The sequence below is a fragment of the Vibrio sp. Of14-4 genome (genome assembly GCF_022347625.1).
Taxonomy (GTDB): Bacteria; Pseudomonadota; Gammaproteobacteria; order Enterobacterales; family Vibrionaceae; genus Vibrio; species Vibrio pristinus.
This window is the reverse complement of the sequence record NZ_JAKRGI010000033.1, coordinates 1-26,734: the sequence shown is the minus strand read 5'-3', so window position 1 is coordinate 26,734 and position 26,734 is coordinate 1. Positions and strand designations below refer to the sequence as shown.

At 42.9% G+C, this 26,734-nt stretch carries 26 protein-coding genes, 2 tRNA genes and 1 riboswitch; of the genes, 7 read left to right on the top strand and 21 right to left on the bottom strand.

From position 1 onward, the window contains the following. Both MHN79_RS20020 and MHN79_RS20015 read left to right on the top strand, forming a co-directional pair. Positions 1-322: hypothetical protein (locus MHN79_RS20020; protein WP_239174688.1), on the top strand; the 322-nt coding region annotated here is incomplete at its 5' end. 413 nt (positions 323-735) lie between these two features. After that, entirely contained in the window at positions 736-1,359 is a 624-nt protein-coding gene (locus MHN79_RS20015; RefSeq protein WP_239174686.1) for a sce7726 family protein, read from the top strand. On the opposite strand, the gene MHN79_RS20010 is transcribed toward MHN79_RS20015, so the two are convergent. The 6 genes from MHN79_RS20010 to ftnA form a co-directional block, all read right to left on the bottom strand. After that, positions 1,339-2,412 carry a beta family protein gene (locus MHN79_RS20010; RefSeq protein WP_239174684.1) on the bottom strand — a complete coding sequence of 358 codons (1,074 nt, stop codon included), beginning with the start codon at positions 2,410-2,412 and terminating at the stop codon, positions 1,339-1,341. The genes MHN79_RS20015 and MHN79_RS20010 overlap by 21 nt on opposite strands. Next, positions 2,409-2,951, bottom strand: coding sequence for an ImmA/IrrE family metallo-endopeptidase (locus MHN79_RS20005; protein ID WP_239174682.1), 543 nt, complete (start codon positions 2,949-2,951; stop codon positions 2,409-2,411). Before MHN79_RS20005 ends, MHN79_RS20010 begins: the two co-directional genes overlap by 4 nt. Next, positions 2,938-3,615 carry a phosphohydrolase gene (locus tag MHN79_RS20000; protein WP_239174680.1) on the bottom strand — a complete coding sequence of 226 codons (678 nt, stop codon included), beginning with the start codon at positions 3,613-3,615 and terminating at the stop codon, positions 2,938-2,940. The genes MHN79_RS20005 and MHN79_RS20000 overlap by 14 nt, the downstream gene beginning before the upstream one ends. A 328-nt stretch (positions 3,616-3,943) precedes the next feature. Beyond that, positions 3,944-5,137, bottom strand: a complete 1,194-nt coding sequence (locus MHN79_RS19995) for an NAD(P)/FAD-dependent oxidoreductase (RefSeq protein ID WP_239174677.1) — start codon at positions 5,135-5,137, stop codon at positions 3,944-3,946. 105 nt (positions 5,138-5,242) lie between these two features. Next, positions 5,243-5,566: a universal stress protein UspB gene (gene uspB / locus MHN79_RS19990; protein WP_114787651.1), complete on the bottom strand. Its 324-nt coding sequence runs from the start codon at positions 5,564-5,566 to the stop codon at positions 5,243-5,245. A 73-nt stretch (positions 5,567-5,639) separates the two neighbouring features. Continuing rightward, positions 5,640-6,167, bottom strand: coding sequence for a non-heme ferritin (gene ftnA / locus MHN79_RS19985; protein WP_114787650.1), 528 nt, complete (start codon positions 6,165-6,167; stop codon positions 5,640-5,642). A 155-nt stretch (positions 6,168-6,322) separates the two neighbouring features. Between ftnA and uspA the strand changes: the two genes are divergently transcribed. Together uspA and MHN79_RS19975 are read left to right on the top strand one after the other, a co-directional pair. After that, positions 6,323-6,748: a universal stress protein UspA gene (uspA, locus tag MHN79_RS19980; protein ID WP_114787649.1), complete on the top strand. Its 426-nt coding sequence runs from the start codon at positions 6,323-6,325 to the stop codon at positions 6,746-6,748. A gap of 56 nt (positions 6,749-6,804) precedes the next feature. Then, positions 6,805-7,680: a carboxylate/amino acid/amine transporter gene (locus MHN79_RS19975; protein WP_239174675.1), complete on the top strand. Its 876-nt coding sequence runs from the start codon at positions 6,805-6,807 to the stop codon at positions 7,678-7,680. 35 nt (positions 7,681-7,715) lie between these two features. Here MHN79_RS19975 and MHN79_RS19970 read toward each other — a convergent pair whose 3' ends face one another. The 3 genes from MHN79_RS19970 to MHN79_RS19960 all read right to left on the bottom strand — a co-directional run bounded on the left by MHN79_RS19970 (position 7,716) and on the right by MHN79_RS19960 (position 12,295). Beyond that, positions 7,716-8,204 carry a hypothetical protein gene (locus tag MHN79_RS19970; RefSeq protein ID WP_239174672.1) on the bottom strand — a complete coding sequence of 163 codons (489 nt, stop codon included), beginning with the start codon at positions 8,202-8,204 and terminating at the stop codon, positions 7,716-7,718. Positions 8,205-8,306: 102 nt separating this feature from the next. Further along, complete coding sequence (locus MHN79_RS19965) at positions 8,307-9,086, bottom strand: class I SAM-dependent methyltransferase (RefSeq protein ID WP_239174670.1); 780 nt, start codon at positions 9,084-9,086, stop codon at positions 8,307-8,309. A gap of 65 nt (positions 9,087-9,151) precedes the next feature. Next, positions 9,152-12,295, bottom strand: coding sequence for a bifunctional diguanylate cyclase/phosphodiesterase (locus MHN79_RS19960; protein ID WP_239174667.1), 3,144 nt, complete (start codon positions 12,293-12,295; stop codon positions 9,152-9,154). 93 nt (positions 12,296-12,388) lie between these two features. Here MHN79_RS19960 and asnC point away from each other — a divergent pair, with 93 nt between their 5' ends. Further along, positions 12,389-12,853 carry a transcriptional regulator AsnC gene (gene asnC, locus MHN79_RS19955; protein ID WP_239174664.1) on the top strand — a complete coding sequence of 155 codons (465 nt, stop codon included), beginning with the start codon at positions 12,389-12,391 and terminating at the stop codon, positions 12,851-12,853. Positions 12,854-12,881: 28 nt separating this feature from the next. Here asnC and MHN79_RS19950 read toward each other — a convergent pair whose 3' ends face one another. Together MHN79_RS19950 and MHN79_RS19945 are read right to left on the bottom strand one after the other, a co-directional pair. Next, positions 12,882-13,166, bottom strand: coding sequence for a hypothetical protein (locus MHN79_RS19950; protein ID WP_114787644.1), 285 nt, complete (start codon positions 13,164-13,166; stop codon positions 12,882-12,884). 83 nt (positions 13,167-13,249) lie between these two features. After that, the gene (locus MHN79_RS19945; protein WP_239174661.1) at positions 13,250-14,443 is read right to left on the bottom strand and encodes a multidrug effflux MFS transporter; all 1,194 of its coding nucleotides are present in this window, start codon (positions 14,441-14,443) and stop codon (positions 13,250-13,252) included. Positions 14,444-14,552: 109 nt separating this feature from the next. Between MHN79_RS19945 and MHN79_RS19940 the strand changes: the two genes are divergently transcribed. Further along, a complete protein-coding gene (locus tag MHN79_RS19940; RefSeq protein WP_239174656.1) occupies positions 14,553-15,494 on the top strand; it encodes a LysR family transcriptional regulator in 942 nt (313 codons plus the stop codon). 96 nt (positions 15,495-15,590) lie between these two features. Continuing rightward, positions 15,591-17,378 carry an aminopeptidase P family protein gene (locus MHN79_RS19935; protein ID WP_239174653.1) on the top strand — a complete coding sequence of 596 codons (1,788 nt, stop codon included), beginning with the start codon at positions 15,591-15,593 and terminating at the stop codon, positions 17,376-17,378. Positions 17,379-17,480: 102 nt separating this feature from the next. Here MHN79_RS19935 and thiH read toward each other — a convergent pair whose 3' ends face one another. The 10 genes from thiH to MHN79_RS19885 form a co-directional block, all read right to left on the bottom strand. Next, on the bottom strand, positions 17,481-18,623 hold the full coding sequence (gene thiH, locus MHN79_RS19930; RefSeq protein WP_239174650.1) for a 2-iminoacetate synthase ThiH: 1,143 nt from the start codon (positions 18,621-18,623) through the stop codon (positions 17,481-17,483). Positions 18,624-18,641: 18 nt separating this feature from the next. Next, positions 18,642-19,409, bottom strand: a complete 768-nt coding sequence (locus tag MHN79_RS19925) for a thiazole synthase (RefSeq protein WP_239174647.1) — start codon at positions 19,407-19,409, stop codon at positions 18,642-18,644. Between the two features lie 5 nt (positions 19,410-19,414). Beyond that, positions 19,415-19,669, bottom strand: a complete 255-nt coding sequence (gene thiS / locus MHN79_RS19920) for a sulfur carrier protein ThiS (RefSeq protein WP_239174644.1) — start codon at positions 19,667-19,669, stop codon at positions 19,415-19,417. Positions 19,670-19,743: 74 nt separating this feature from the next. Next, positions 19,744-20,499, bottom strand: coding sequence for a HesA/MoeB/ThiF family protein (locus MHN79_RS19915; RefSeq protein ID WP_239174642.1), 756 nt, complete (start codon positions 20,497-20,499; stop codon positions 19,744-19,746). Continuing rightward, positions 20,489-21,862 (bottom strand): thiamine phosphate synthase, encoded by a 1,374-nt coding sequence (locus MHN79_RS19910; protein WP_239174641.1) that lies wholly within the window; start codon positions 21,860-21,862, stop codon positions 20,489-20,491. The genes MHN79_RS19915 and MHN79_RS19910 overlap by 11 nt, the downstream gene beginning before the upstream one ends. Beyond that, the gene (gene thiC / locus MHN79_RS19905) at positions 21,862-23,802 is read right to left on the bottom strand and encodes a phosphomethylpyrimidine synthase ThiC (protein ID WP_239174640.1); all 1,941 of its coding nucleotides are present in this window, start codon (positions 23,800-23,802) and stop codon (positions 21,862-21,864) included. The genes MHN79_RS19910 and thiC overlap by 1 nt, the downstream gene beginning before the upstream one ends. Positions 23,803-23,969: 167 nt before the next feature. Then, a riboswitch (TPP riboswitch) is annotated at positions 23,970-24,068 on the bottom strand. A gap of 69 nt (positions 24,069-24,137) precedes the next feature. Next, complete coding sequence (gene crcB, locus MHN79_RS19900; RefSeq protein ID WP_239174639.1) at positions 24,138-24,521, bottom strand: fluoride efflux transporter CrcB; 384 nt, start codon at positions 24,519-24,521, stop codon at positions 24,138-24,140. A gap of 109 nt (positions 24,522-24,630) precedes the next feature. Then, the gene (locus MHN79_RS19895) at positions 24,631-26,013 is read right to left on the bottom strand and encodes a multicopper oxidase family protein (RefSeq protein WP_239174638.1); all 1,383 of its coding nucleotides are present in this window, start codon (positions 26,011-26,013) and stop codon (positions 24,631-24,633) included. Between the two features lie 506 nt (positions 26,014-26,519). Further along, a tRNA-Trp gene (locus MHN79_RS19890) sits at positions 26,520-26,596 on the bottom strand. A gap of 44 nt (positions 26,597-26,640) precedes the next feature. Then, positions 26,641-26,717: transfer RNA gene (locus MHN79_RS19885), tRNA-Asp, on the bottom strand. Positions 26,718-26,734: the final 17 nt, after the last annotated feature.

Here is a 26,734-nt window from a genome sequence, read left to right as displayed (position 1 = left end):
GAAAGTTTTCCCAGACAATAACAACATTGAAGCCAGACTTAACATGACATTGGCCGCAACGGTAGTCCTGCTGATTATCAGTTTGGTTTTGAATGGAGTCCAAAGCTCGCTACCGATTCTTGCGCTTTTTGCGTTCTCTTTCTTACACTCAGAACTCCACCTTAGAGCTTACGCTAAAGGAAAAAAGCTGGTCAGGTTTGGAACCATCTCAGATGTAGAGAACGAAGAGCAAGAAGCAAACTCATACAAAAATCATTTTGCTACAGTATATGCTAATGTGATGCTGGCTCTTGTCTTTATTATATTTAAGCTAGCACAGTAGCTGTCAGAAAACCTTCTATGACAGAGGCTTTCCCTCTTACAAGGGAAGGAAGTGCATCAAGAAAGAGCTTCACCTCAAAATATTCTCTTGTACTGGATAATAAATTCTGGCGTAGCTATCCGACACTAAGAGTTATCCGTGTTTTACTAATTTAGCACAACCAATGAAACATTTTTGTCCAGAGTAGTACTGACTGTGGATGAAACACGAAAATACACCAAAACGAGTTACACCTTCAAATCACACAATGATACTCAGTCAACTTTTATATACAAAAAGTAATAAGAGTCAAAAACAAGACCTGAACACGAAGTTCGGGAGAAATAACAATATAAAAGGTGTCAACAATATGCTTGCTGATGGGCTAGTGATATACGATAATACTGTTTGTATATACAGTTAAAGTGGCATAGATGACAGAGCTAGAAATTAAAAAACTAATAGTAAGGTACTTTCTAGAAAAGTATGAAAATTTTGTTGTTGGTTCTGAATTTTCATTTCAATTTGGTGAAAGACGAGCGGATCTAGCATTGCTGGATGATGGCTACTTAACTGCCTTTGAAATAAAAGGAGCTCGTGACACTGTATCTCGGTTGAATTATCAAATTGAAAGTTATAAAAAGTTTTTTGATTTTTGCTTTGTTGTGTGTGAACCAAGCAATCTGGCTGAAGTACGGGCAACGATTTCAAGAGATGTTGGCATCTTTCTGGTCGAAGATGGCAGAATTACTCATGTTCGCCAATCAAAACAGTTCAAACGACATGATAAAAGAGTGTTAGCCAGTGCATTAAGTGTGCAAAAGTTGAATGCTCTATCGAAAGGAAGCAATTTAAGATCGAAGCACGAATTATGCGATTACGTGTCAAAAAGCAATACGTTAGAGTCATTAAGACAGTTATCAAGAAACGATTTTAATGAAAGATATGGTGTGGCTTCAAAACTGTTGAAACAAGAAACCACCCTTCATTTGACGTCGGATGACATATACACAATTACAAAGAAAGCTCCGTCATTACTAAAACGAAGAATCGTCTGATTCTCTGAGTAAAATTCGACTTTTAATATAGTAGTTCATGCGCACTGATATCCAAAATGCAGGGCTAATACCTGATGGATTATCATTTGCTGCTGCTTGGATCTCTTCATCAGCCCAAACTCCAAGCGGCTTATATGATGTTGTATCTCTGACGGTGTGCTCTGCGGCTCTAACATACCCACCATTGTTTCGACGGTATCTTTTATAGGTGAATGATTTTCCGTCTAAAGATGCAATATCAACCCTAGGTACAAAAGTACCGCCTTTCATTTCAATTTGTTCGGTGTTAATTGAAACGTAGTCGCCATATTTGATTGGAAACTCTTCACTAATACTCTGATAGATGTCTTCTTCACAGATTCTAAACTCACCTGCAATATCTTCGCCACCTGTTTGAGCAACATTAGATGGGAAACTAGAGCAGAGCATTACAACGTCTTCTATTTTATTAGCGAAAGACGCCGTACCTGAGCATGCTTCAAGGAAAGTATCAACTACATCATTAGTGGCTTTATTTCTTACGAATTCAGCATCTAGAATTACGTAGAGTTTACAATTTTCGTTCAGGTTACTTGTTATAGGAGTTAGATAATATTCAACTTCTTCGTCACTTAAGTCATATGGCAATCTAACAGCAAGAAAATTAGTTCTTGCAGAAGCACTTCTTACGAATTCTTCAACCTCTTCGAACTTACAGTCATCATCTTCATACAAGTGAACCATAGGGATGATGTTTAAGTCGCAATGTAGATCAAACAGAAAATACTGCCACTCTTTAAAGCCGTTGTGTTCTGATAACAATTGCTCAATCTGAGGGTTGATATATTTTTCGTTTGTACTCAAATCAAGTATAAATGGTCGCTTCTTCTGAATTTCGGCAATTTGCTTCATACGGCGATATATATCACCATCAGGTGCTTTTTTTGTTTTTCTCGATTTGGTTAGTTCGTAAACTGGCAAAATCTTTGAAAAATCATCATCATTGATGTGTTCAAAACAGCGGAGTTCGCCATCTCTAGTTTTTATGATCGGGAAATAGACAAATTCACTCATAGATTATGTCCGTCATAACCAAGAACTTTGGCTCTAATTCGAACTGCATGAGAAGATACTTGGAAGTGCATAGCAACATCTTCAACCTTTGATGATACGTTGGCTATGAAATTATCGAAAGCATCTTTAGGCATCAATAATGAGGCTGCAAAATCATTGGCCTCAGCTTCCATCCAGTTTGTTTCCCCGTTTCTAAAGAAAGTTGTATCTTCAAAAAAATCATTGTTAGCAGCATGGCGAATGCGATGCGCAATTTCGTGGGCTATTGTAAACCTTTGCCTATGCGGATGGTGTAGTGAATTAACAGTCATTACCCAACTGCCTGACTTTTTCTCTTTTTTAAGCGAGCCTGATTCTTCATCTAGCATCGGTTCGTATCTAACGGTAATCCCTAGATGTTTGGCTAATTCAGATACATTGACAGGGTCAGTTTCTAAGCCCTTGTCTTTAGCAAGTGCTATTAGATGTTCAGGTGTAGACAAATCTTCAAATTCTGTGGTTGTTTGAGTTTTTCTACCAGATTTTCTAACGAATGCCATCTATTGTTCCTTTTTTAACAAGTAGGGATTCTTTACCTTCAGATTCGGATATATCTAACTGAGCTACACGTTCCGAAATGACCTTTATTTGTTGGCGTAGGCTTTGGTTTTCTGTTTCTAAAAGTTGCAATCGTTCTAGAGCTTCATCGACAGTTCCTAATGACCTTTCAAAATCACCAGCAGTAGCATTTAGATCGCTTTGTACAACTCGAAGCCGTGATTCTGCTTCATTCTCGACTTTCGCATGGAGTAAGTGATTGAACGTATCACTATGCATATATTTTTTTGTGATTTCTTCAGCCTTTTCTTCTGATGTACTTTTGATGTAAATCACGGATATTGCAGCGATTAAACCGTTAATAGCTATAAGGACGGTAATTATTGTTTGATAAAAGCCAGTTTGAAATGACCAGACATCTTTAAGGCTGATTAATGTCCCACTCTTGACTAATTCACCAATAATGTAGGATGTAAATGGATCGTTGATATTATCAGCATTAGCAAGTGCAACTGAGTCGGCATAGCCCAGGTAAGATAGCAATGATGGGGAAGGTAAACATACAAGTAACGCCAGTAGCACAATGCAAAAAAGTGAGCATGCAATTAAGCTTACAAAAAAGATTGTCTTGTAGATGCTAGGGCTAGCGGTGTTATTCTCTGACATGCTTCCGTTTCATCTGTTTTAATTATTTGTAGCTTACTATACATCTGATTTATATAAAATAATTTAAGTTAATGTGGTTGCATATTCCAGAGTAAAAACCAATAGGGTCTTGTCTTTTGCTTTTTGGTGGCAGTTTTTCTATCAAGTTTAGCTATTTGTCATACCTGAAGTTATTAGTCATTTTCTAATGTTTGATTTTCCAAACCACATTTTTGTCCCAAAATGTGTTTGGAAGTGATCTGCGATTTTGTGATCACCAAGCGATTCTGTCGTACCATTATAAAATGGGTATTTAATTGTTGCGGGCAAACTTTATTGCCTCTACACACTACACCCACTGCCCAGCCACAAAGCCAGAGCTCCAGCACCATTGGAAGTTATAGCCACCGAGCCAACCTGTCACATCCACTACTTCGCCAATAAAATAGAGGCCTGCTATGTCTTTACATTGCATCGTCTTGGATGAAATATGTTCGGTACTCACACCGCCCAAGGTAACTTCTGCGGTGCGATAGCCTTCTGTACCATTGGGCATGATTCGCCAATTCTCAAGTTTCTCAGTGACTTCTATTAGCTGTTTAGAAGTGAACTGCTTAAGTGGCTTATCTGTGAGAGCTTTACGCTCTATCAAAACCTCTACTAAACGCTTGGGCAGCACTTTAGCTAAGGTATTTTTCAAACTCTGGTTGGGGTGCTTTTCAAGATTACTCGCCAGCAAAGCATCGACATCGACATCAGGAACCAAGTTAATCGTAACCTCTTGTCCCGCCCTCCAGTACGAGGATATTTGTAGCACAGAAGGTCCAGATAAACCTCTGTGGGTAAACAGCAAAGCTTCTTTAAATATTGTGCCATCTTGGGCAGTAATCTCAGCATCGACGGCAATACCAGACAACTCAGCAAACGCTTCTTTATCCTCTTTATGAAGAGTAAAAGGCACAAGGCCTGCAGTGGTTGGTTCGATATTGAAGCCAAACTGCTCGGCCACTTTATAGCCAAATGGCGTTGCGCCAAGCTTTGGCATTGACAGTCCACCAGTCGCGATGACAAGAGAATCACACTCAATGGAATGGGTGTTCACATCAAGCACAAAGCCAGACTGGGTCTTTTCGATATGATGGACATCTTGTTGGTAGCGCTGAGTAACAGTGGGCAAATCGCACTCGGCTAAGAGCATTTTAACGATATCTTTTGACGTGTAATCACCAACGCAAAACAGCTGGCCATGGTCGCGTTCTTCAAACTCAATACCATGCTTGCTGACCATGGCAATAAAGTCCCAGTTGGTATATTGGGATAACGCAGATTTAACAAAATGCGGGTTTTGACATAAGAAGTTGCTCGCCGACACGTCATAATTGGTGAAGTTACAACGACCACCACCTGCGATGAGAATTTTTCGACCGGGCTTTTTGGCATGATCCAGTACCAGCACATTACGACCACGTTTACCCGCCTCTGCCGCGCACATTAAACCCGCAGCGCCCGCTCCGATAATGACAACATCAAACTTCTCTGTCATAACCTTTCTCAACTTAAACCCAATAAAAAAGGATGTGCATCTAGCACATCCTTAGCCAATTGGCGCTATTCTACCCCCAATTAGAGGCCTTGCCAAATTATCCAGCTACAGAATCATGGCTGCAAAGAGGGTTACTCCGAGAAGAGAACTCGATAGAATAAACAGCTCCCTTACTCTTTCACACTTGCCAGTAAAGATTTCATCATGATGATGGTGGTACTCTTTACTTTTCAAATAATGATAAAGCCTAACCTGCTTAGTCACGTTACCATGAGCGGTGAAAAATCCGCCACCATCAACTTGCTGATAAAGCAAGGGGTGTGCTTCGCGCATAATGTATATGAGAGAACGTAAGGCGGTTAAGTATCTGGCCATGTTGACCAAGGTGATTAACATTAGCGTGAATAAAATCGTGTCAGCTGTGATCATCTTTTCCTCCCTACATCTTCATCAGAAGCCCAGAAAGAAAAGACGATCTGCCTAGAAAGTCTTATGCTGAAGCTTATTCAGCGGGGGCATCCATGATAGAAGATGAACCTTCTTTCGCCAAAGCTGCTAAATCTTTGTCGATAAAGAACAGGGCTTTACCGTCTTCACCAACAAGATCAAGCTTGTCTATGATTCCTTTAAACAACTTCTCTTCTTCGTGTTGTTCTGCGACATACCACTGCAGGAAGTTGAAAGTTGAGTAGTCTTGGGACGTAAAAGCGACGTGGGCAAGCTTATTGATGTTCTGAGTTATCATTTGCTCGTGTTCATAAGTCTCACGGAATACGTCACCTAAACTGGCAAACTCATGCTTAGGGGCTTCAATTGCACCCAAAATTGGCATGGCGCCTGTTTCACTTACGTAAGTAAAAAGTCGCTGCATGTGCCCCATTTCTTCAACCGCGTGTGCACGAAGAAACTCGGCGGCACCCTCAAATCCTTTGTCTTCACACCAAGCACTCATTTGTAAGTATAGATTGGATGAGAAAAATTCGAGATTAATTTGCTCATTCAGTTGATCAACCATCGCCTGTGAAAGCATTTCTTACTCCTAATTAACTTGATTTACTTCAATGAATCTTATCATTACCACACCTTAACACTTTGACGAGTGAATGTGGATCTGAGATCACCTCAACAAAAATATTTACACCCTAATGCTAACCTATCAACAGACACTAAAATGGAGAGTTCACCATGAGTTATCAGCATATATTAGTTGCCGTAGACCTGTCAGAAGACAGTAAAACACTGGTCGATAAAGCCGTTTCCCTAGCCAAACCACTCGGCGCTGAAGTGTCTTTTATCCACATAGATGTCAATTATGCCGAGCTCTATACAGGACTTATTGATATCAACCTCGCCGAAACCCAGCATCAAGCTATCGAAGCCTCGCAGCAACAGTTACAAAAATTTGCCAAGCATGCCAACTACCCGATTAAACACACCCTTGTAGGAAGCGGCGACTTAGGCAATGAACTTTGCGATACCATCAGAGAGTTTAATGTTGATATCGTAGTTTGTGGCCACCATCAGGACTTTTGGAGCAAGCTATTATCTTCAACCAGACAACTCATTAACTGCTCTCCTGTCGATATGTTGGTCGTGCCACTTAATGACTGACCCTGCCTGGTTTTTGGTATAGACTGCTGGCCATTTATTGATAATGAGTATTGATTATGGCTTACCTGTCTGCCGTCACACTTTTGTGGGCATTCTCATTTAGCCTGATCGGTGTATATCTCGCTGGTCAGGTAGATTCTTGGTTCTCTGTGCTAATGCGTGTTGCTTTAGCAAGCTTGATGTTTCTTCCATTCTTAAAATTTAGGGGAGTAAATAAAAAGCTGATTGCCAAGCTTATGACAGTTGGCGGCATCCAACTCGGTTTAATGTATTGCTTCTACTATCAATCTTTTCTTTTACTCTCTGTACCAGAAGTACTGCTGTTTACTGTGTTTACCCCAATTTATGTCACCCTGATCTACGACTTACTCAAAGGGCGTTTTTCACCTTGGTATCTGGTTACCGCTATTATCGCCGTTGCTGGAGCCGCGTTGATTAAGTTTGCTGGAATTAATGAAAACTTCCTACTTGGCTTTCTGGTGGTTCAGGGAGCAAACCTTTGTTTTGCTATTGGTCAAGTCGGTTATAAATACATCTTGGAAGATCAGCCTGTAAACCTCTCTCAGCATACGATCTTTGGCTATTTCTACCTCGGAGCTTTATGTGTCGCAGTGGTCGCATTCAGTTTGCTTGGCAACTTAGAACGTATGCCAACCACCAACACACAATGGGGTGTACTCATTTATCTCGGGATTATGGCTTCTGGGTTGGGCTATTTTGGCTGGAATAAAGGGGCTACGTTAGTCAACGCTGGTGCGCTGGCAGCGATGAATAACGCCTTGGTACCAGCAGGACTGATTGTCAACATAGTCATTTGGAATAGAGACGTTGATTTAACTCGTTTAGCCCTGGGCGGTGCGGTCATCATGCTGTCATTATGGTTTAACGAAACTTGGGTAAAACGCAAAGTAGCACTCAGTTACCAATCTTAGCAGCAATGATATTAGCTCTCCCTATGGAGAGCTTTTTAATGCATGTTACTCGCTTGTAAGCGGGCCTTTTTGAGTTCAGAAAGCTGAGTCACACCAAGACAAGCTACTAACTTAGCTTCCCGTTTTAATAACTTTCTCTTTTTCTTCGCTAACTTAAGTAGTTCCTTTTGCTGCTTATATTGCTTTTTCAGTGCCTTTTGAGCCCTTTTAATCTCTTTAGTACTGGCATATTCAAGCGAGCGTTCTGGGGAGATATTAGGCTTGTCATTGGCCTTTTGTTTGGCCTGCTCAATAACCTGTTTCACCAATTGGGATTTATCTTGCGCCGCAGAGGCGGGCTGTTTATCTGCCGCATTATAAGGGGATAGCGTCGAAATGGATGTGGGCTTACAGAGTGCCGCCTTGTCTGCTGAGCAACGCGCACACGAGCGACAAACGAACTTAGGCTCAGCCACCAAACGATGAATGTCACTCAATCCATCGGCAATTTGCTTGCGGTTCATCTTACACAAGCTTTTAGTCATGCAAACACTCCAGACAAGAATACGAATAATTCTTATTATGATATACCCATATCAGAGTTTAATGGCAAGCATAAAAGTAAAACTTGAGGCCGCGAGTCTCAGTTAGCTCATTGACGCGTTGACATAGACATCAAAGCGATTTTTTTTTGTTTCAATTGCCATGGTCGGCTTTTGCTCTCCTAACCACTTGGCATAGTCAGGACGTTTGACAACAACTCTTTTTTTCGCCATGGCTAAAGCTGGAGACAGCAAGTCATCAGCATCGAGATCGGCACCAACAAGAGACTGAAAGACGCGCATTTCTTTTTTAGCCAATGCTGATTTCTTTTTCCCTTCTGGGTGTGGATACATGGGATCTAAATAAACCACATCAGGCCTATCAAACTTGGAATCATTAAAAAGTGATTCGAGTGCACTATGGCTGGAAATATAATTCAACGAAAGACGCTCACTGACCCAATCACCTATTTCAGGATCACGCTTGGCACGCATTAATCCATCATCAAGCAACGCTGCGACGACAGGGTTACGTTCCAGCATCTGGACTTTACAACCAAGCGAAGCGAGCACAAAGGCATCTCGCCCAAGCCCAGCGGTTGCATCCAGAACACTTGGTATAACCCCCTTGTTCATGCCTATCGCTTTGGCAATCGCCTGCCCTTTACCACCACCAAATCTTCGCCTGTGGGCAGCTGCACCACCAGCAAGATCAACATAAATAGCACCAAGCTTAGGTTCATCCGTTTTTTTTAACTCCAACCGCTCAGAGGTTAAAACCAAAGCAAAAGGACTTTGCTCATCATGCGTAAGCCCCCATCGAAATGACAACTCTTTTAATTGTTCATTGAGGCTGAAGTCTTCGCTGATAAGTTGTAGCTGCAAGTGTTGGCTCCAAAGTTGAGTTCGAAAAACAGGCGGGCAAGTGTAATAGATTTCGTCTTGGGTGACTATTTTTGATTGCGTGACGCAAGCAGTTCGTCAACCAGAGTGGGCAAAGGTTTAGGAATGCCAATTAAGTATCCTTGGGCATAATCAACCCCAAGATCAACAAGCATATCGAGAATTCTGTTGTTTTCGACAAACTCGGCCACCGTTTTCTTACCCATCTGCTTAGCCAAATCATTGATAGATCGAACCATGAGGCGATCCCCATCATTGACATCAATCTCGCGTACGAACAGACCATCAATCTTGACAATATCAACCGGCAACTTTTTAAGATAGCCAAACGAGGATAGCCCTGAGCCAAAGTCATCGAGCGCTATCTTACAGCCAAGCTCCTTGAACCGAGTGAATAATGCAATCGCCTGCTTCATGTTACTCATCGCCGCAGTATCTGTAATTTCTAGGCAAATCTTACTACAAGGTACTCGGCTAAATTGCAGTTTGTTGAGTAAAAAGCTGATAAACTCTTGGTTGCCCATTGAGTGTCCCGACAGATTAATCGAGCACATTCCCAGATGTTCTAGTGCCTCTGGGTTCTCTTCAAACCAATCAAGAGTTTTTGTCACCACTTGTTTATCGAGTAACTGTGCCATGTTGTAGCGTTCAGACGCAGGCATAAAGATACCTGGCGCTATATATTCACCCTCAGCATCACGAATACGGATCAGTATTTCAAAATGCATCAGAGGCTCATCGTCATCCAAAGCCAAAATTTGTTGGGCAAATAACTCGATTCGATTGTTAGCAAGAGCATCGTGAACAAAGCTCACGCATTCCATTTCCTGTTCTCTGCGACGAAGATCTTCATCGTCCTGACAGTAAAGATTAAACCTGTTACGCCCTTCCTCTTTGGCTGCGTGGCACGCTGTATCGGCTTGCGCATGCACCATTTGGGGAGACTCAGCAGTATGGTCTATCAAGCGAATACCAATTGAACAGGTCAAGTTTAATCTAATATCATCCCAAACAAAGTGTTGATCACTAAGCGCCCAAATAATCGAGCTGGCAACGCTTGTTGCATCTCGCTCGGTGCAGTCTTTGAGTAATACCGCAAACTCATCTCCACCCATTCGGGCAAGGATAGCGTTATAAGGCAATACCTCTTGGAGCATACTGGCACAAAATTGAATCGCCATATCTCCTGCCTCATGACCCGCGGTATCATTTAACACCTTCAATTGATCGAGATCCAGATAGAGCATGGCATGGGTTCGCGTATAACTTTCCACTTCAATCAATGCTTTTTCTAACTCAGCTTCAAACTGATTTCTGTTATAGGTACCCGTGAGTAAGTCATAGCGCGCCTGGTATTCTAGTTGCTCCGCCAAATGTTTAGTTTCGGTAATGTCCTCACCAACAATCAATAAATGCCCAGTTTCCACCAATGGCCGTATATTTTCACGAATCCATATTGCATGGCCATCGGCATGACGATATTCAATCTCGCGTCGCCAAACACCACACATTGCCTGCTTGGGCTGAAGTAAAACCTGTCTTGGGGTGACCGCATCTGAATGCAAATAGAACTCAACCAACCTATGACCAAGCAAGCGCTCAGGTTCATAGCCAAGCAAGAGCTCAGCAAAATGATTCACTTGCTGAACACAATTATGTTCATCCAAAGTAATCATCATCACAGGTTGCTGGTCATAGTAATGACTTAGGTTTGCTTCGCGCTGAAATAACTTCGTCTCAGTAATTTTTCGCGACGTAATGTCTCGCGCTTCAAAAAGATAGTTAACCCCTTGGCCATTATCAGGTAAGGGTTTAAGCGCTATTTCAAGCACCATTGCACCTTGCTCTGAATGCCAAATCTCAGCTTCAAATTGGGCGCTTTGTTTGGTATCTTCCTTGTCGAAGTAATGCTTTAAAAGCTTAGCTGAGTTCGTTTCCCAGTGCTGGTGTTGCCAAATTGGCCGATCAACGCTGTAGTCTTGATGATACAGCAGCTCTTGAAGTTTACTGTTGCAGGAAACCGCTCGGCCGTAACCATCCAAAAGGCCAATAAAGTGATAGCTCTGGTCAAATACCATTTCAATAAGCATCTGACTTTCTCTTGCTATCGACTCACTTCGTTTTAATCGGCTCAAATAGTACACCAATGCCATGATAATCAGGGTCAAAAATACTACGACACTGACAAATATCTTCAGCTCTCGCTGATAGCGAACGGTAAAAGGTATAGGCTTATTAAATAAAATGGTCGACACTTCACCATCAATCCCCAAATCCCATTTCTTAACCGCTTGGTAGTCTAGTTTTATTTCTGGCGTGCCCATTTCAACATTAGGCATTTTCTTGGAATTAAAGTGCAATACCTTAAGGAGCTGGTTAGCCGTTTGCTGGCCGTGGGTTCTTCCGCTTTGAATAAATCCGCCCACCGCACCCTTTCCTAGACCCAAATCGTGAACAAGATAGATAGGCGCCCCAGAGGTGCGATTAAGCTCTTGCCATTGTGCCTCTTCAGTGATCCAGCCATTTTTATCTCTGTGGTACATGCAAAATAAGATACTGCTCGATTTATCCAAGGTTTTAGACAGGTCTATTAACTCTTGATAACTTTCGGGAGTAATTTGCTCAACGATACGCTTATATTCGGGGTTGACGGTTAAAAATTCGGCCACTTGCAGGCGCACAAGCTCTCCAGAAACAGAATAATCACTGACCACGTAGATTTTCTTAACTTCGGGTTGAATACGCTCTATCAGAGCGATATTGCTGTAAATATCGATATCTTCGATCACTCCCGTCGCTCTTAATTGAGAGTGCATATTGGGGCTGTAGTGATTTATCCCACCAAATATTACTGGTGTTTCACCGACTTCTGATGCTAAACGTTGCATCAGATTAAGCGCGTTATTATCACTGACAACAATTGCAGAAAAGGCTTCTTGGCTTAACTTAGTTTTATATAACTGGTAGAGCTGTTCTAAATAGGTGGGATCTTGTATCCGCTTTGAATCGAGATATTCAACTCTCAAAACTAAGTGATCATCTTGTAACGCATCTTCCAACCCTAGCTGGAAAGCATCGGTCCAAAAAAAGCCTTGGTGATATGAATGCACCACGAGGACATCTTTACTTACAGCATGAGAATGCGAGAGCGCTGCATAAAATACCGCTAGAAGAATGAGACAAAAGCGCACTAAAATAGCTCTCATATTAAGGTGGCAATTAATCTAATAGTATCACTATTGGTGATAATTTGAACTAGAGACCAATATTAAGTTGAGAACCTAATGCAAGCTCAGAGCACTAAGATGGATGATTTAGATAGAACTATTTTAAAAACTTTAATGGAGGATGCCAGAACACCCTATGCGGAAATGGCTAAGCAATTTGGTGTCAGCCCGGCCACCATTCATGTTCGAATTGAAAAAATGAAAGCGGCTGAGGTGATACAAGGCACAGAGGTTATCGTGGATACTAAAAAGCTCGGCTACGATGTTTGCTGCTTTATCGGTATCAACTTAAACGCAGCTCGTGATTATCATTCCGCCTTAGTAAAATTAAACGCATTAGAGGAGGTGGTTGAGGCTTACTACACCACAGGAGCCTACAATATTTTTGTTAAGTTGATGTGCCGATCTATCGAGGAGTTGCAGTGTGTACTCATTGACAAGTTACAGGCAATTGACGAAGTTCAGTCAACGGAAACATTGATCTCGCTGCAAAACCCAATAAACAGGAACGTAAATCCATAATAATTGCCCGTTTGCTGTGGGCAATAAATTAATTAGATTCTAAATATTGCTTTAATTCATCAACTGAAATGCCTTGCTCAGCAATAGATTTTGCGATGGAGGCAACTTCTTCACCTTTTCTATCTTCAATGACTTGTTGAAACTGGAAGATAATATCGCGCAACATATGCAAAGGAACTTGTTTAGCAGCGCTACGGATGCGCTCACCGCTTTGATTGCCTAATTCATTGAGTAATTTACCAAACATGACTTTTTCTGGAGAATCTTCAAGTTGCTCCAGCACACGAGCCATTTCATAAGTTGTCATCGACATCGAAGTTAAGTGTCCACATTGTTATTAGAAGTGAAGTTTAAATATACAATGTTTTTTTTGTTGTTCAAAGCAATTAGATCAAGTTAAGCCAAGGTTGCATGCCATTTTCTACCCGTTTTACTCAATAAAATAAAAACACTTGGTACCACAATAAACATTTGCAGAGCGATCATCACATGAGGTTGCATATCTAGCCTCTGCATTAGGGCAACAACTAGGCCGGAACCACTCATTTGAAATAGCCCTAACAATGCAGCTGCCGTACCTGCTTTATCTCCAAACGGTGCCAAAGCTTTACCAGCCGCACCACCGAGGATAAAAGCGAAACTGACGGAAGATAAGAAAATAGGCAGCATAAAGGCCAATGGGGTTTGGTATTGCGCTAAAAATAGCATCAGTATTCCGCCTATACCTAGTATCAAAATCCCAGCAACCAGCGCATTATAGGTACCATATTTGTCCATAAATTTAGGCGCGCTTAAACAAGCGGCAATATTTACCACAGCATTAATACCAAACCAGAGCGTAAAATTATTCATACTAAGCCCTAAGCCTTCAATTAAAACGACTGGAGCGGAGGTAACATAGGCTAATATCACAGCCATTGAAAACATACACAAGCAGGCATGAAACAAAAAGGACGGCGTATTTAATACTGCCATATAGCGACTGGCTCGAAAAACAGGCTCGCAACTTGGTTTAGGATTTGTCTCCTTCATAGCTACAGCCAAGACTAAATATACAAGCACACCAAATAACACCATAAATGAAAAGTTTGTTCGCCATCCAAACTCTTGTGTCAGCCAGCTGCCGAGAATGGGCGCCAAAGCAGGAATAAAACAAATCGCACCATTTAGGTAACTGATGACTTTACCGCTTTTTTTTGGTCCAAAGATATCGCGAACTGTTGCAAAGGCTGCTACCGATGTAGCACATGCACCCAAGCCTTGTAGCAGTCGAGCCAATAGCATCCACTCTATCGTCTGAGCTCCCCACGCCAATAAGGCGCTCAATGCGTAGATACTTACTCCTCCCAATGCAACAGTTCGACGTCCTAGTTTGTCTGCTAAAGGACCAGCAAATAGTTGACCAAGCCCCATAGCAAACAAGAACCATGTAATTGTATCTTGAATCAAAGCATGCTTGACACTGAAAGACTCAGCCATCTGCGGCAGTGCTGGCAAATAAATATCAATAGCTAGTGGGCTAAAAAGCACCAATAACACCAAAAGAACGATTTGCATTTGGTTACCATTATTTGCGGCAGCATTTGACATAGATTCTGACTCTGGCAGGCGTTGATGAAATTGTTGACAGTGTATTTGAATCGAGTTATTACATCCAATGACGCATAGTCATCCAAGATATTCCAAAAAGGAATTTCCCATGAATATAGAAAAGCTGGCACGCATCGATCTCAACCTTCTTGTTTGCCTTAATGTGCTCGCTGAAGAGCTGAATGTAACCCGAGCAGCTCATCGCCTATGTTTGAGCCAATCTGCAGTGAGCAAAAACCTAGCAAAACTCAGAACTCAATTTGGAGACCCACTTTTCGTGCGCCATGCCCACGGACTAAAGCCAACACCTAAAGTTTTGTTTTTGAAACCAAAGCTCGAAAACTTAATTAATCACTTAGAACAAATCACTCAACCAGAAGAGTTTTCACCCGACTCTAGCGACTATCGCTTCCAAATCTCTGCGGTAGAGAGTGTCTACCCTCTAATACTTCCCCACTTTCTTCCCGAAATTTTCAAGCGTGCACCTAGTGTTACTATTAGTACCCATGGATGGACAGAAAATACGTTTAATCAAATCTTACGTGGTGATATGGATTTAGGTATTACTGGTAAAGACATCGACATTAATGATGCCAAACTGACCATGCTGCCACCTAGCGATATTTGTGAAAAAGAAATCTACCGCGATAACCAAATGTGCTTGTTGCGTCAAAATCACCCTGCACTGTCTAAACCTTGGGATCTCGATAGCTATTTATCACAAAGACACGTTCAGGTAAGGTGTGATGGCAACGATCGCTGGTTACTTGACTATCGCCTCGCAGATATCGGCAAAGAGCGAGACATTGCTATCACAGTTCCCGATTTCAATAGTGCGGCAATCCTCTGTTCTTATACCGATTTTATTTTCACGGCCCCAAGTCATTTCATCAAACTCTCATCGCGGCAGCTTGGTTTGACAACCCTTCCCTTACCGCTTGAGTTTCCTCCTATGGCTTACACCATGTTTTGGCACAGAGATAGAGAAAAAGATCCTGCCATCTCATGGCTTCGACAAATTATTGAAGAGAAAACCACTTCTCTTAGATGATTTGCAGGCTTACGACAAAAAGAGTAGCTTATTCATATCGTCCGCTGTCAGTCGTTTAGTCAGCAAGGACGCACAACAAATGAAGGATTACGATAAATGCTTAAGACTACTGAGCAACGCCTAACTGCAATACGTCAGTGGCTAAAAGACAAAGATATCGACGCACTGCTGGTACCGCATGAAGACGAATATTTAGGTGAATATGTACCCGCGCATAACGAACGCTTGCACTGGCTAACTGGTTTTACTGGCTCTGCTGGTGCCGCTGTAATCACAAAGGACCAGGCAGCCATCTTTGTCGACGGTCGCTATACGGTACAAGTGACTAAACAAGTGTCTGCAGACCACTTTGAGTATCGACACCTAGTTGAAGAGCCAGCACTTGAGTGGGTTAAATCTCACCTACCTAAAGGCTCTAGTGTGGCCATTGATCCAAGAATGCATAACGCCTCTTGGTTAGGAATGGCGCAAGAACAACTCGCAGATACCCTAGAGCTAAAAATATTAGACACCAACCCAATCGATGAGCTTTGGCACGATCGTCCAGAGCCTATTATTTCTGCTGTGCGCCTAATGCCAACGGACGCTGTTGGTCAAACCTGCGAAAGCAAACGTCTACAAATCGCAGAACTTATCAAAAAACAAGGAGCGGACAGCGTTGTCATTACCGCTCTAGATTCCATATGCTGGCTGCTTAACATTCGTGGGCTTGATGTCTCCCGCTTACCCGTGCTGCTTTCCCATGTGATCTTACATTCAGACTCAAGTCTTGAGTATTTCCTTGACCCAACTCGCTTACCACAGAACTTTCATTCTCATGTTGGCCAGAATGTCACTGTCCACCACCCAGAATCACTTCAATCTAGAATAGAAGCTCTAACTGGCAAGCAGGTTATGTTGGATCCAGCCACCAGCAATGCTTGGTTCAAACTAGTGTTACAAAATGCGGGTGCGAATGTTGTTCATTGTGCAGACCCATGTCTAATGCCAAAGGCCGCAAAAAACGCAACAGAGGTTGCGGGCATGAAGGCGTGTCACATACGCGATGGTGTGGCCATGGCCAAGTTTTTGTCTTGGTTAGATGAGCAAGTAAGCTCGGGGCATCTACATAATGAAGCAATACTAGCGGATAAACTTGAGTCATTCCGTTATCAAGATCCGACAATACAGGACTTGAGTTTTGATACTATTTCTGCGGCTGGACCGAATGCAGCCATGTGTCACTACAATCATGAAAATCAACCTACGCCTGGACAACTTGAGATTGACTCTCTTTATCTTGTTGATTCTGGCGGTCAATATATTGATGGCACGACGGATATCACCCGCACAATCGCCATTGGTCAACCTAGCGACGAGATGATCAAGCAATTTACTTTAGTACTTAAAGGCCATATTAATGTTGCCCGTGCTAAATTTCCCAAAAGTACTCGCGGCTATCAGATTGACACTCTCGCTCGTCAGCACCTTTGGGCACAGGGCTATGATTACGATCATGGTACCGGCCACGGTGTCGGACATTTCCTAAATGTTCATGAGGGACCAGCAAGTATTTCCAAACGACAAATTGACGTTCCACTAACTACTGGCATGGTGCTCTCCAATGAGCCTGGGTATTACCGAGCTGACGCATTTGGAATTCGAATTGAAAACCTTGAGCTTGTCGTCGAATCAGAAACCAACGGCGACTTTTCTGTGCTTGGCTTTGAATCTCTAACTCGCTGCCCTATCGACAAGCGTAATATCAATTTTGATATGTTGACCGACACTGAGTTAGACTGGCTGAACGAGTACCACCAAAAGGTGTGGCACGATGTCAGCCAACATGTTGAAGGTGATGTAAAAGAGTGGCTGCGCCAAGCAACGGATACTGTTATTCGATAAGCTCGGCCGCTAAATAATCCATAGATAAAGAAGCTCCAACTAAGGAGCTTTTTTATCATTTAACCCATAGCTCTATCAACAATAGTGTTTCACGTGAAACATTTATTGAACTTGGCGAACTCCGGAATAAGCGCAATGCCAATCTCGCCACACAGGCTCAAACCCTCTAGCTATTATTGCACTTTCCACTTCCATTGCACTCCTTTCATCACTAATTTCAAACTGCTCCAGCTCAACCCGCTCCAATGAATAGCCACCAGGCTGAGTTTTCGATGCTGCCGAGATAGTGGTCACTCCCAAGGGGAGTACGTTGTCTCTAAATGTTGCAGATTCACGAGTTGACATTGAAAGTTCAACCTGATTATTAAACAACCGATAAGCGCATATAAGCTGGACCAATTGTTTATCCGTCATCACAGACTTAGGTTGGACATAATTCGACGAGCTCGAGCCCTCACACGGACGCAGTCGTGGAAATGATATTGAATAGCGAGTTTGCCAGTAGTTGCGCTCTAAATAATTGAGATGTGCGGCAACAAAAAAACAGTCAGCTCGCCAGTCTTCTAGACCAATTAACGCCCCGAGCCCTATCTTGTCTATACCCGCTTGAGCGAGACGGTCTGGCGTATCCAGTCGGAATTCAAAATCAGTCTTGTTGCCGCGCAAGTGATGTTGTGCGTAAGTAGAAGGTTTATACGTTTCTTGATAAACCATCACTGCATCTAAACCAAGCGTTTTCAATTCAGCATATTGTTGCTGTTTAAGAGGTTGAACCTCCATTGCAAGGTAATTGAAGCTGCGTTTTATAATTGGCACCATCTCGCGAAAGTAATCCATTCCTACTTTTGATTCATGCTCTCCGGTCACCAAAAGTATGCTATCAAACTTCATATGTTTAATTGCTCTAACTTCAGCCATAACTTCGCCTTTACTTAAAGTACGGCGCTTTATGCGGTTCTGCATTGAGAAGCCACAGTAAGTACAGTCATTGGCACATAAGTTAGACAGATACAAAGGAATGAACAAGGATATGGTATTACCAAAACGCTTACGGGTAATGGCATACGACTTTTGAGCCATCAATTCTAGATATGGCTCTGCTGCTGGTGAAATAAGTGCCTTAAAATCCTCTAAGTCCGGCTTTTCTTTATTAAGTGCCCTTTCAACATCTCTTGCGGTTTTGGCATAAATCGACATAGAGATATCGTCCCAAACAAAGTGATTAAACTCTTTACTGAAACTCATCAGTCCCTCCATTTAGTGCTAAATTTCATCAAGAAATGAAGTTAATGGACTCGACGAAACAGCATGAGAAGCTTGACTCGCTAACCCTGCTTCATGAGCTATACGGCCAGCGTTCACCGCCAATTTAAATGCCTCGGCCATATAAACAGGGTCCCTAGAAGCTGCGATCGCTGTATTGACAATTACAGCGTCTGCACCCATCTCCATCGCTTGCGCAGCATGAGAAGGCGCACCTATTCCTGCATCAACAATAACCGGTACCTTGGCTTGTTCGATAATAATTTCCAAAAAATCCTTGGTGACTAGCCCCCTATTTGATCCTATCGGTGAACCAAGAGGCATTACAGCTGAGCAGCCAACTTCTTCCAACCGTTTACATAACACTGGATCAGCGTGGCAATAGGGCAATACGATAAAACCAAGATTCACAAGCCTCTCTGCAGCTTTGAGAGTCTCGATAGGATCGGGCAATAGGTATTTGGGGTCAGGGTGAATTTCCAGTTTTACCCAGTTGGTCTTTAGTGCCTCTCGGGCTAAGTTCGCCGCAAAAACAGCATCTTCGGCGTTCTTGGCACCAGACGTGTTGGGCAATAATCCTATGCCTGTCTCTAAAAGCGGCGCAATAATGTCGTCTTTGCTGTCGTTAATGTTAACCCGCTTAAGCGCCATAGTGGCTAGCTCAGAACCTGCGGCCTTAATTGCCTCTACCATCAATCTACTGTTAGAGAATTTTCCAGTGCCAGTAATCAACCTCGATTGAAACTGTCTCTCTCCAATTGTAAGCATCTCACTCACCCTCCAGCGATCGCTTGAAACAAACAAATGCGATCCCCTTCTACCAGTACAGTCTCAGTCCACTCGCTACCAGGGACCACTTGATTATTAATCGAGAATACGTAGCCTTTCTCAGACAAACCTAACTGATTTATTATCTGCTCAAGATTTGAGTCTTTAGCCACCTGCTTTGAAATATCGTTAATTACGATAGTCATTAGTTCATGGTTCGCTTGTGAACGATGAAATGCTTTTTGTTCAGAAGTTGTCACAGCCTTCCTGTCCTTAAATATCTGATAAAATTTATGTTCCAGGCATCGTATGTAATCCAGGTTTCAATCCAACTTTAGCTACAGACTTTGCACTGTTTATCTTTCGTTATCGATAAATACTGCCATTGCATTTGTAGGCCATCGAACCTGTGCAGCATAGGTACCTTGAAGTGAAACCGACCAGTTGCAAGCTTTTGAATGGCGGCAAGTGCTTGATAGTTTCCTAAAATCCCAACAACAGGCCCAATCACACCAAGCTCAGTGCATTTGCGTGCCTGCTCCACCTCATCAAATGGGTATAGACAACGATAACAAGCATTACTTTCCCTCTGCGAACTAAAGTCAAAAACACAGAACTGTCCAAGCCAACCGATAGCAGCAGCAGATATCAAATCTGTATTCTGCTCTAGACAAATTTGGTTAATCATCTGCCTAGTAGGCATGTTATCTGAGCAATCTAATACGATGTCAGCTAACATCACTTCTAGCTCGAGTTGAGATTTGCTCAGTCTTTTATCCAAACTGCGTATCTTTACGGCTGGGTTTAAAGCTAATAACTGGTTCGTCATCGCCTCAGTTTTAGATGAAGAGATGTCTTTATCGCGATAAATAACCTGTCGATTGAGGTTGCTAAGGTCGACATCATCGTCATCAATAATGACCAGCTTACCCACACCTGATGCGGCTAAATATAAGCTTGCGGCGCTGCCTAGACCGCCGCAACCAATCATGAGCACGTGTGACTGACTTAACTTAACTTGTCCCTGTTCACCTATCTCTGGAAGAGCGACTTGCCGCTGATAACGGTTAAACTGCTCATCAGTTAACATAAACCCTCCCAGATTCCTTCAGACCACGCCCTTCTTGTCCCTCGTTTCTGTCAACGTAGCCATGGAATAGATTGGTAAAAAAGCTAATGGTAGCGCCTAAGTTATCTAAAGAAGAAATAGCGCCTATCAAGGCAATACTGGATACACCAGATTGCAAAACCTGCTGAGCATTCGCTTGATTAATTCCACCTATTGCTACCGTAGGACAAGGACTTGCTTGAACGCGATCGCTTGGTACATCGCTAGAACCAAGACTGTCGATTAGCTGTTGGTATAATGCCAAACGTGCCAACCCTTGTGGTTTGGACACTAACTGTTTGGAATTAGTATGAAAAATAGGCCCGATGGCAACATAACTAGGGCAAAGACTCAACCCACGCAGAAGCTCATAGTAACCGTGAGTTGATATACCTAATCTAAGATTAGCCTGCTTAATACGTAACAAGTTTGATTTTTCTAAATCTTCTTGGCCTAAGTGAACGCCAAAAGCACCATGTTGAATCGCGAGTTCCCAGTAATCATTGATAAAGATTTGGCCACCGTATCGGCATCCTAGTTCAATCGACCGAACAATTTCCCTCTCCAACTCAGTTGGACTTAGGCCCTTCAAGCGCAACTGAATTGTCTTTACGCCTAACTCTAGTAACTTTTCCACCCAGTCGCTGCTGCTGACAATTGGGTATATACCCAAACCATCTTTCGCAAGAGGAGCAAATGGTGAATCAGGCGTATTTAATGACCAAGCCGATCTAATACCCAAGCGTAAATCGTTCAGCACAGGTGTGGGAAACTCAGAAATCCTATGCGGCCAACTGAATAAACTTGGATTTAAGTCATTATTGCCATATGTTTCACGTGAAACATTATCTTTTCGATTGGTCATCGCTCGAGCCAAAACCAACGAGTCTTCCATAGAAAAGTCCAATGCGAAGAGCGTAACTAACCAACAAAAATGTTCCTTTGGCCTGAAGTTATTACTATCACACTTGCGACCACACGATAACGCCAGAGCCTCACCAGCTGCAGAGTTAAACCATATATCCATATGATTTTCTGTGTTTTTTTCACTATCATCAATACCTATATAGAAAGAGCTACGAGAGTAACTTTTATAATCTAGAGCGGACAGCTTGGAGTGATAGTAGACATGATGAGTGTTTTCAGTCACCTCGAACGCTTCATCAATAATATCCGTATTAAAATCAGTCACCTGATGATCTTTAATCACTTTAAATGATGAAGTTGGACTCACACCCAACTCTATTTCATTAATAGCAAACCCTTGCTTTTTAGCGCTCAGTAAATACTGTTGAATAAGGCCTGTAAGCTCAATCAGTGGCTTGGGAATAAGGATTTTTGTCATTATTCGTTGGCCTCAGCATGAGCCGCAGGATGATAAAGATCAGACCCTGTCGCTAGAAACTCCTGTGACTTTCTACGCATACCCTCAAGCGGATCATCCAGCATTTGTATGCTAATAGCTTGGTCAGCAGCGACCTGCTCTTTGTCTTTGGCGTATTCTCGAACCTCTTGGGAGATTTTCATCGAGCAAAACTTAGGACCACACATAGAGCAGAAGTGCGCTACTTTGCCTGATTCTTGAGGTAGTGTTTCATCATGAAAAGAACGAGCAGTATCTGGGTCTAGAGCTAAGTTAAATTGGTCTTCCCAGCGAAACTCAAAGCGCGCTTTGGATAAGGCATTATCTCGAACTTGTGCTCCAGGATGCCCCTTAGCCAAATCTGCCGCATGTGCAGCTATCTTGTAGGTAATTAGCCCAGTTTTTACATCTTCTTTATTAGGCAAACCTAGATGCTCCTTAGGTGTTACGTAACAAAGCATGGCACATCCGTACCAACCAATCATCGCCGCCCCAATACCCGATGTAATGTGGTCATAGCCTGGTGCAATATCGGTAGTCAATGGTCCAAGAGTATAGAAAGGTGCTTCATGGCAATGTTGCAACTGCTCTTCCATATTCTCTTTAATCATATGCATAGGTACATGACCTGGACCCTCTATGATGACTTGTACATCGTATTCCCAAGCTATCTTGGTGAGCTCACCAAGAGTCCTCAGCTCGGCAAATTGAGCTTCGTCATTAGCATCAGCTACCGATCCTGGTCTTAATCCATCACCGAGGGAAAGGGCAACATCATACTGCGCACAAATTTCGCAAATCTCTCTAAAATGTGTGTAAAGAAAGCTTTCTTCATGATGCGCCAAGCACCACTTGGCAATAATCGACCCTCCACGAGAAACGATTCCAGTCACGCGTTTAGCCGTCATAGGGACATAACGTAAAAGAAGGCCAGCATGAATGGTAAAGTAATCAACACCCTGCTCCGCTTGCTCTATCAGTGTGTCACGCATAACTTCCCAGTTCAGGTTTTCAGCAACACCATTGACCTTTTCCAGCGCCTGATACATAGGAACCGTGCCTATTGGCACTGGGCTATTACGTAAAATCCACTCTCGCGTTTCATGAATATTGCGGCCAGTGGAAAGATCCATAACCGTGTCGCCTCCCCATCGAGTTGACCAAACCAGCTTTTCGACTTCCTCTTCAATTGACGACGTAACCGATGAATTACCAATGTTAGCGTTCACTTTAACAAGAAAGTTGCGACCAATGATCATAGGCTCAGACTCGGGATGGTTGATGTTGGAGGGTATAATTGCACGGCCCTGCGCAACCTCCTGACGCACAAACTCAGGGGTAATATCCTTGGGTAAATGGGCGCCAAAGCTTTCACCCGGGTGCTGTTGGTTTAAAGTCTTATCTCGATAGACTGCACGCCCCATATTCTCGCGCAGTGCAATATATTCCATCTCTGGAGTTACGATACCCTTGCGAGCATAATGGAGCTGAGTAACGCATTGACCTTTCTTGGCACGGCGAACACGAGGAAGGTTTCCATACCTAAGATCATCAAGTGTTTCATCCGCTAAGCGCTGCTTAGAATAGACTGAACTTACATCGTCTAGTAGCTCAGTATCACTGCGCTCTATAATCCACTCCTCTCTGAGCTTGGGCAAACCATTATAAAGGTCGATGTTATAGTTTGGGTCTGTATATGGTCCAGACGTGTCATAGACTCTAACAGCTTCATTATGCTCAAAAACGGGGCTCTCTTTGCTTCCACCTATCAAGCTATCAGATAGTCTAATTTCACGCATGGGAACCCGGATATCGGGCCGAGAGCCTTCAACATAGACTTTACTAGAGTTAGGATATGGTGCAGCTGAAAGCGTGTCTATAAACTGTTTTGCTTCCAGTCGAGCTTGTTTGCGATTCGACATAGCATTTTTCCTTGCTTTGTTATTCTTAGATAAAAAGTCATAAAAATGCTTGGCGGAAAGATGCGACAAGAGGTGTCAAACGAGAGCTAAATCGGGTTACTTCAAGTAACAATAACGATACAGCTGTGTTCGACAAGTTGATAGATAAACCAGAACTGAAGCTGGTATAGATATCTTCTCTTGTTCCCTTCGCAGATACTAATCTGATCAGGTTCAACGGATCCCGAATAAACGGTCTCAGCCTTATGGCACTCCGACAAGTAAACAAAGTATATAGAAGAGACTTGGTTAAACCAAGCCAAGTTAAACAGTAATTAGCGAAATATTGACAGTCACTAGAGCCTGATTATCAGTTGAAAGCCCACCCAAGCGGCAGAAATACTCAAAATGACATTCGCTAATACATTGAGGCCCATTTTAAAAAACTCGCCCTGCTGCATCAGCAAAACATTATCCATAGAAAAAGTCGAGAATGTGGTCAAAGCCCCAAGAAAGCCCAAGCCGATAATTTGGCGCCATGGTTCACTGGCTAACATTTCATTTTCAAATGCAGCAATGAGAAGCCCCATGACAAAAGAGCCAGCCACATTAACTGTCAAGGTTCCGTACGGAAAACCTCTTCCAAGTAAGGCAACAAAAAACTCAGTCACAAGATAACGCGAACATGCCCCCAAGGCCCCACCTAGTGCAATAAACCCAAGAATCGAAAGCTGTCCCATTATCTCCCCCAGAGAATGCCTGTTACCTTTGGATAGTTAACGATCAATAGTAACAAATTATCGAGTAATATCACTGCAAAATAACATGAGATTTAAAAAGTTACAGGAGTCACTTTACTTCGACATAACCCATTAAGCCCGTTTTCATATGCTCAATCACATGGCAATGATACATCCAGCGGCCGGGATTGTCGGCAACAAACGCCGCTTTAGCCGTCCCATTCTTACCAAGCAACACTGTGTCGGTATGAAAAGGTTCTTCTACTTTTTTGCCATTCAGCTCCAATACTGTGAATGTATGCCCATGCAAGTGGATTGGATGATGGTATTGAGTAACATTCTTTAGATAGAAAATGTATGTTTTACCCAGTTCAAGTGAAGCAAGTGGCTCAGGTATATTATCTTTTGACATCCCCTCCCATGCTCGTTTATTAGTTAACCAGAACTTAGGCATTGACTTACCATTCCTGCCAACTGGTGATACAGCCCCCTCCCACTCGAATACAAAATCAAGTTTTTGCGCATTATCAAGGTCTAGCTCGGGAACAGGGTTAAGGGGCAACTTTGGAATGGATCGCTGATCAGGTAGATCTGAATGAACAATATCAAACTCACATAATGGGAAAGGGAATCGCCCCTTCATATAACGCACATAAACACGCTCTCCTTGTTTAGGAGCAATTAAAGCAAGGTCAAGTCTCATACCGGGGCCAATTTTATGCTGAGAAAGCTCATAAGGGGATTCTATTGGATTACCATCTATCGCTATGACCCATGCGCGCGCGCCTTCAATAGCGATTGGGTAGGTCAAGGTATTGTCTACATTAGCTATACGTATCCGTGTCGTTGCGTTTTCTTTTAATTGATAAACCGGTTCATGTACACCATTGACACTACTCCATTCACCCGGCGTGCCCATTCTTGCACTTAGGCGAGGGATCATGAGATCTTTCCACTGCCCCTGTTTATCAAGATGCCAATGCTTGAGCATCAGGTCGTACTCTTGGTCAAACTGAACAGGAACTGACTCTTCGACAATGATCAAGCCAACCAAGCCCATACCTAATTGCTTAACGCTGTTCATGTGAGGGTGATACCAAAATGTGCCAGCATCTGGCGGGGTAAATTTATATACAAAGGTTTCACCGGGCATAATAGGAGGCTGACTAAGAAATGGGACACCATCCATTTCTATAGGTATTCGCAACCCATGCCAATGAATGGTTGTAGGCTCATCAAGTTTGTTAGTAAATAGAATCGTTACCTCTTGCCCCTGACGACACCTAATAGTCGGAGCAGGTATCTTGCCATTGAAACCTAACACATTGGTCGTATAACCGGGAACAAGCTCCGCTGAAGCCGGCTCTGCCGTAAGATCGTATATCCATTCATCTGGATTAGTAGAAGTTCGAGTTAAACTACAAGCTGGAAGAACGCTGAGTGCGGAAAGCGCTAGACCAGATTTTACAAATTGGCGACGAGAGATATTCATAGATAATAGAATGTGAATTCAACAGGGCGATAAATTTAACAGATAAATAAGAATACTTCTCATCGATGTATAACAAAAATCATCGACCATTCATGAAGCATAAAAAGTTGAGTCGAGAAAAGCCTGCAGTTTGACAACTAGATCTTCTATATGTGACAGGGGTGGAGAGAGTCGAACTCCCAACACGCGCATCCTTGGGGTATAAGCTGAATCCGCTGCTTATCGCTACAAAGTAAAAAGGCTCTAGTCTTTCGACTAGAGCCTTAAATATGGCAGGGGTGGAGAGATTCGAACTCCCAACACGCCCATTCTTTGGGTATAAGCTGAATCCGCTGCTAAGCACTACATAGTAAAAAGGCTCCAGTCTTACGACCAGAGCCTCATAATATGGCAGGGGTGGAGATATTTAAATTCCCAACATGCGTATTCTTTGGATATAGGCTAAATCCGCTGCCGAGCGCTACAAAGTAAAAAGGCTCCAGTCTTTCAACTAGAGCCTCTGTATATGGCAGGGGTGGAGAGATTCGAACTCCCAACACGCGGATTTGGAATCCGCTGCTCTGCCAATTGGAGCTACACCCCTGTAGATATCTGACAAAACCTCGCATCGGCGAGGTTTTTTATAAGTGGCGGAGCGGACGGGACTCGAACCCGCGACCCCCGGCGTGACAGGCCGGTATTCTAACCAACTGAACTACCGCTCCGCACTGGTTAGACTATT

Coding starts and splice junctions, on each gene's coding strand:
- MHN79_RS20015 (WP_239174686.1), top strand. CDS start 736: ATGACAGAGCTAGAAATTAAAAAACTAATAGTAAGGTACTTTCTAGAA.
- MHN79_RS20010 (WP_239174684.1), bottom strand. CDS start 2,412: ATGAGTGAATTTGTCTATTTCCCGATCATAAAAACTAGAGATGGCGAA.
- MHN79_RS20005 (WP_239174682.1), bottom strand. CDS start 2,951: ATGGCATTCGTTAGAAAATCTGGTAGAAAAACTCAAACAACCACAGAA.
- MHN79_RS20000 (WP_239174680.1), bottom strand. CDS start 3,615: ATGTCAGAGAATAACACCGCTAGCCCTAGCATCTACAAGACAATCTTT.
- MHN79_RS19995 (WP_239174677.1), bottom strand. CDS start 5,137: ATGACAGAGAAGTTTGATGTTGTCATTATCGGAGCGGGCGCTGCGGGT.
- uspB (WP_114787651.1), bottom strand. CDS start 5,566: ATGATCACAGCTGACACGATTTTATTCACGCTAATGTTAATCACCTTG.
- ftnA (WP_114787650.1), bottom strand. CDS start 6,167: ATGCTTTCACAGGCGATGGTTGATCAACTGAATGAGCAAATTAATCTC.
- uspA (WP_114787649.1), top strand. CDS start 6,323: ATGAGTTATCAGCATATATTAGTTGCCGTAGACCTGTCAGAAGACAGT.
- MHN79_RS19975 (WP_239174675.1), top strand. CDS start 6,805: ATGGCTTACCTGTCTGCCGTCACACTTTTGTGGGCATTCTCATTTAGC.
- MHN79_RS19970 (WP_239174672.1), bottom strand. CDS start 8,204: ATGACTAAAAGCTTGTGTAAGATGAACCGCAAGCAAATTGCCGATGGA.
- asnC (WP_239174664.1), top strand. CDS start 12,389: ATGCAAGCTCAGAGCACTAAGATGGATGATTTAGATAGAACTATTTTA.
- MHN79_RS19950 (WP_114787644.1), bottom strand. CDS start 13,166: ATGTCGATGACAACTTATGAAATGGCTCGTGTGCTGGAGCAACTTGAA.
- MHN79_RS19945 (WP_239174661.1), bottom strand. CDS start 14,443: ATGTCAAATGCTGCCGCAAATAATGGTAACCAAATGCAAATCGTTCTT.
- MHN79_RS19940 (WP_239174656.1), top strand. CDS start 14,553: ATGAATATAGAAAAGCTGGCACGCATCGATCTCAACCTTCTTGTTTGC.
- MHN79_RS19935 (WP_239174653.1), top strand. CDS start 15,591: ATGCTTAAGACTACTGAGCAACGCCTAACTGCAATACGTCAGTGGCTA.
- thiH (WP_239174650.1), bottom strand. CDS start 18,623: ATGAGTTTCAGTAAAGAGTTTAATCACTTTGTTTGGGACGATATCTCT.
- MHN79_RS19925 (WP_239174647.1), bottom strand. CDS start 19,409: ATGCTTACAATTGGAGAGAGACAGTTTCAATCGAGGTTGATTACTGGC.
- MHN79_RS19915 (WP_239174642.1), bottom strand. CDS start 20,499: ATGTTAACTGATGAGCAGTTTAACCGTTATCAGCGGCAAGTCGCTCTT.
- MHN79_RS19910 (WP_239174641.1), bottom strand. CDS start 21,862: ATGACAAAAATCCTTATTCCCAAGCCACTGATTGAGCTTACAGGCCTT.
- thiC (WP_239174640.1), bottom strand. CDS start 23,802: ATGTCGAATCGCAAACAAGCTCGACTGGAAGCAAAACAGTTTATAGAC.
- crcB (WP_239174639.1), bottom strand. CDS start 24,521: ATGGGACAGCTTTCGATTCTTGGGTTTATTGCACTAGGTGGGGCCTTG.
- MHN79_RS19895 (WP_239174638.1), bottom strand. CDS start 26,013: ATGAATATCTCTCGTCGCCAATTTGTAAAATCTGGTCTAGCGCTTTCC.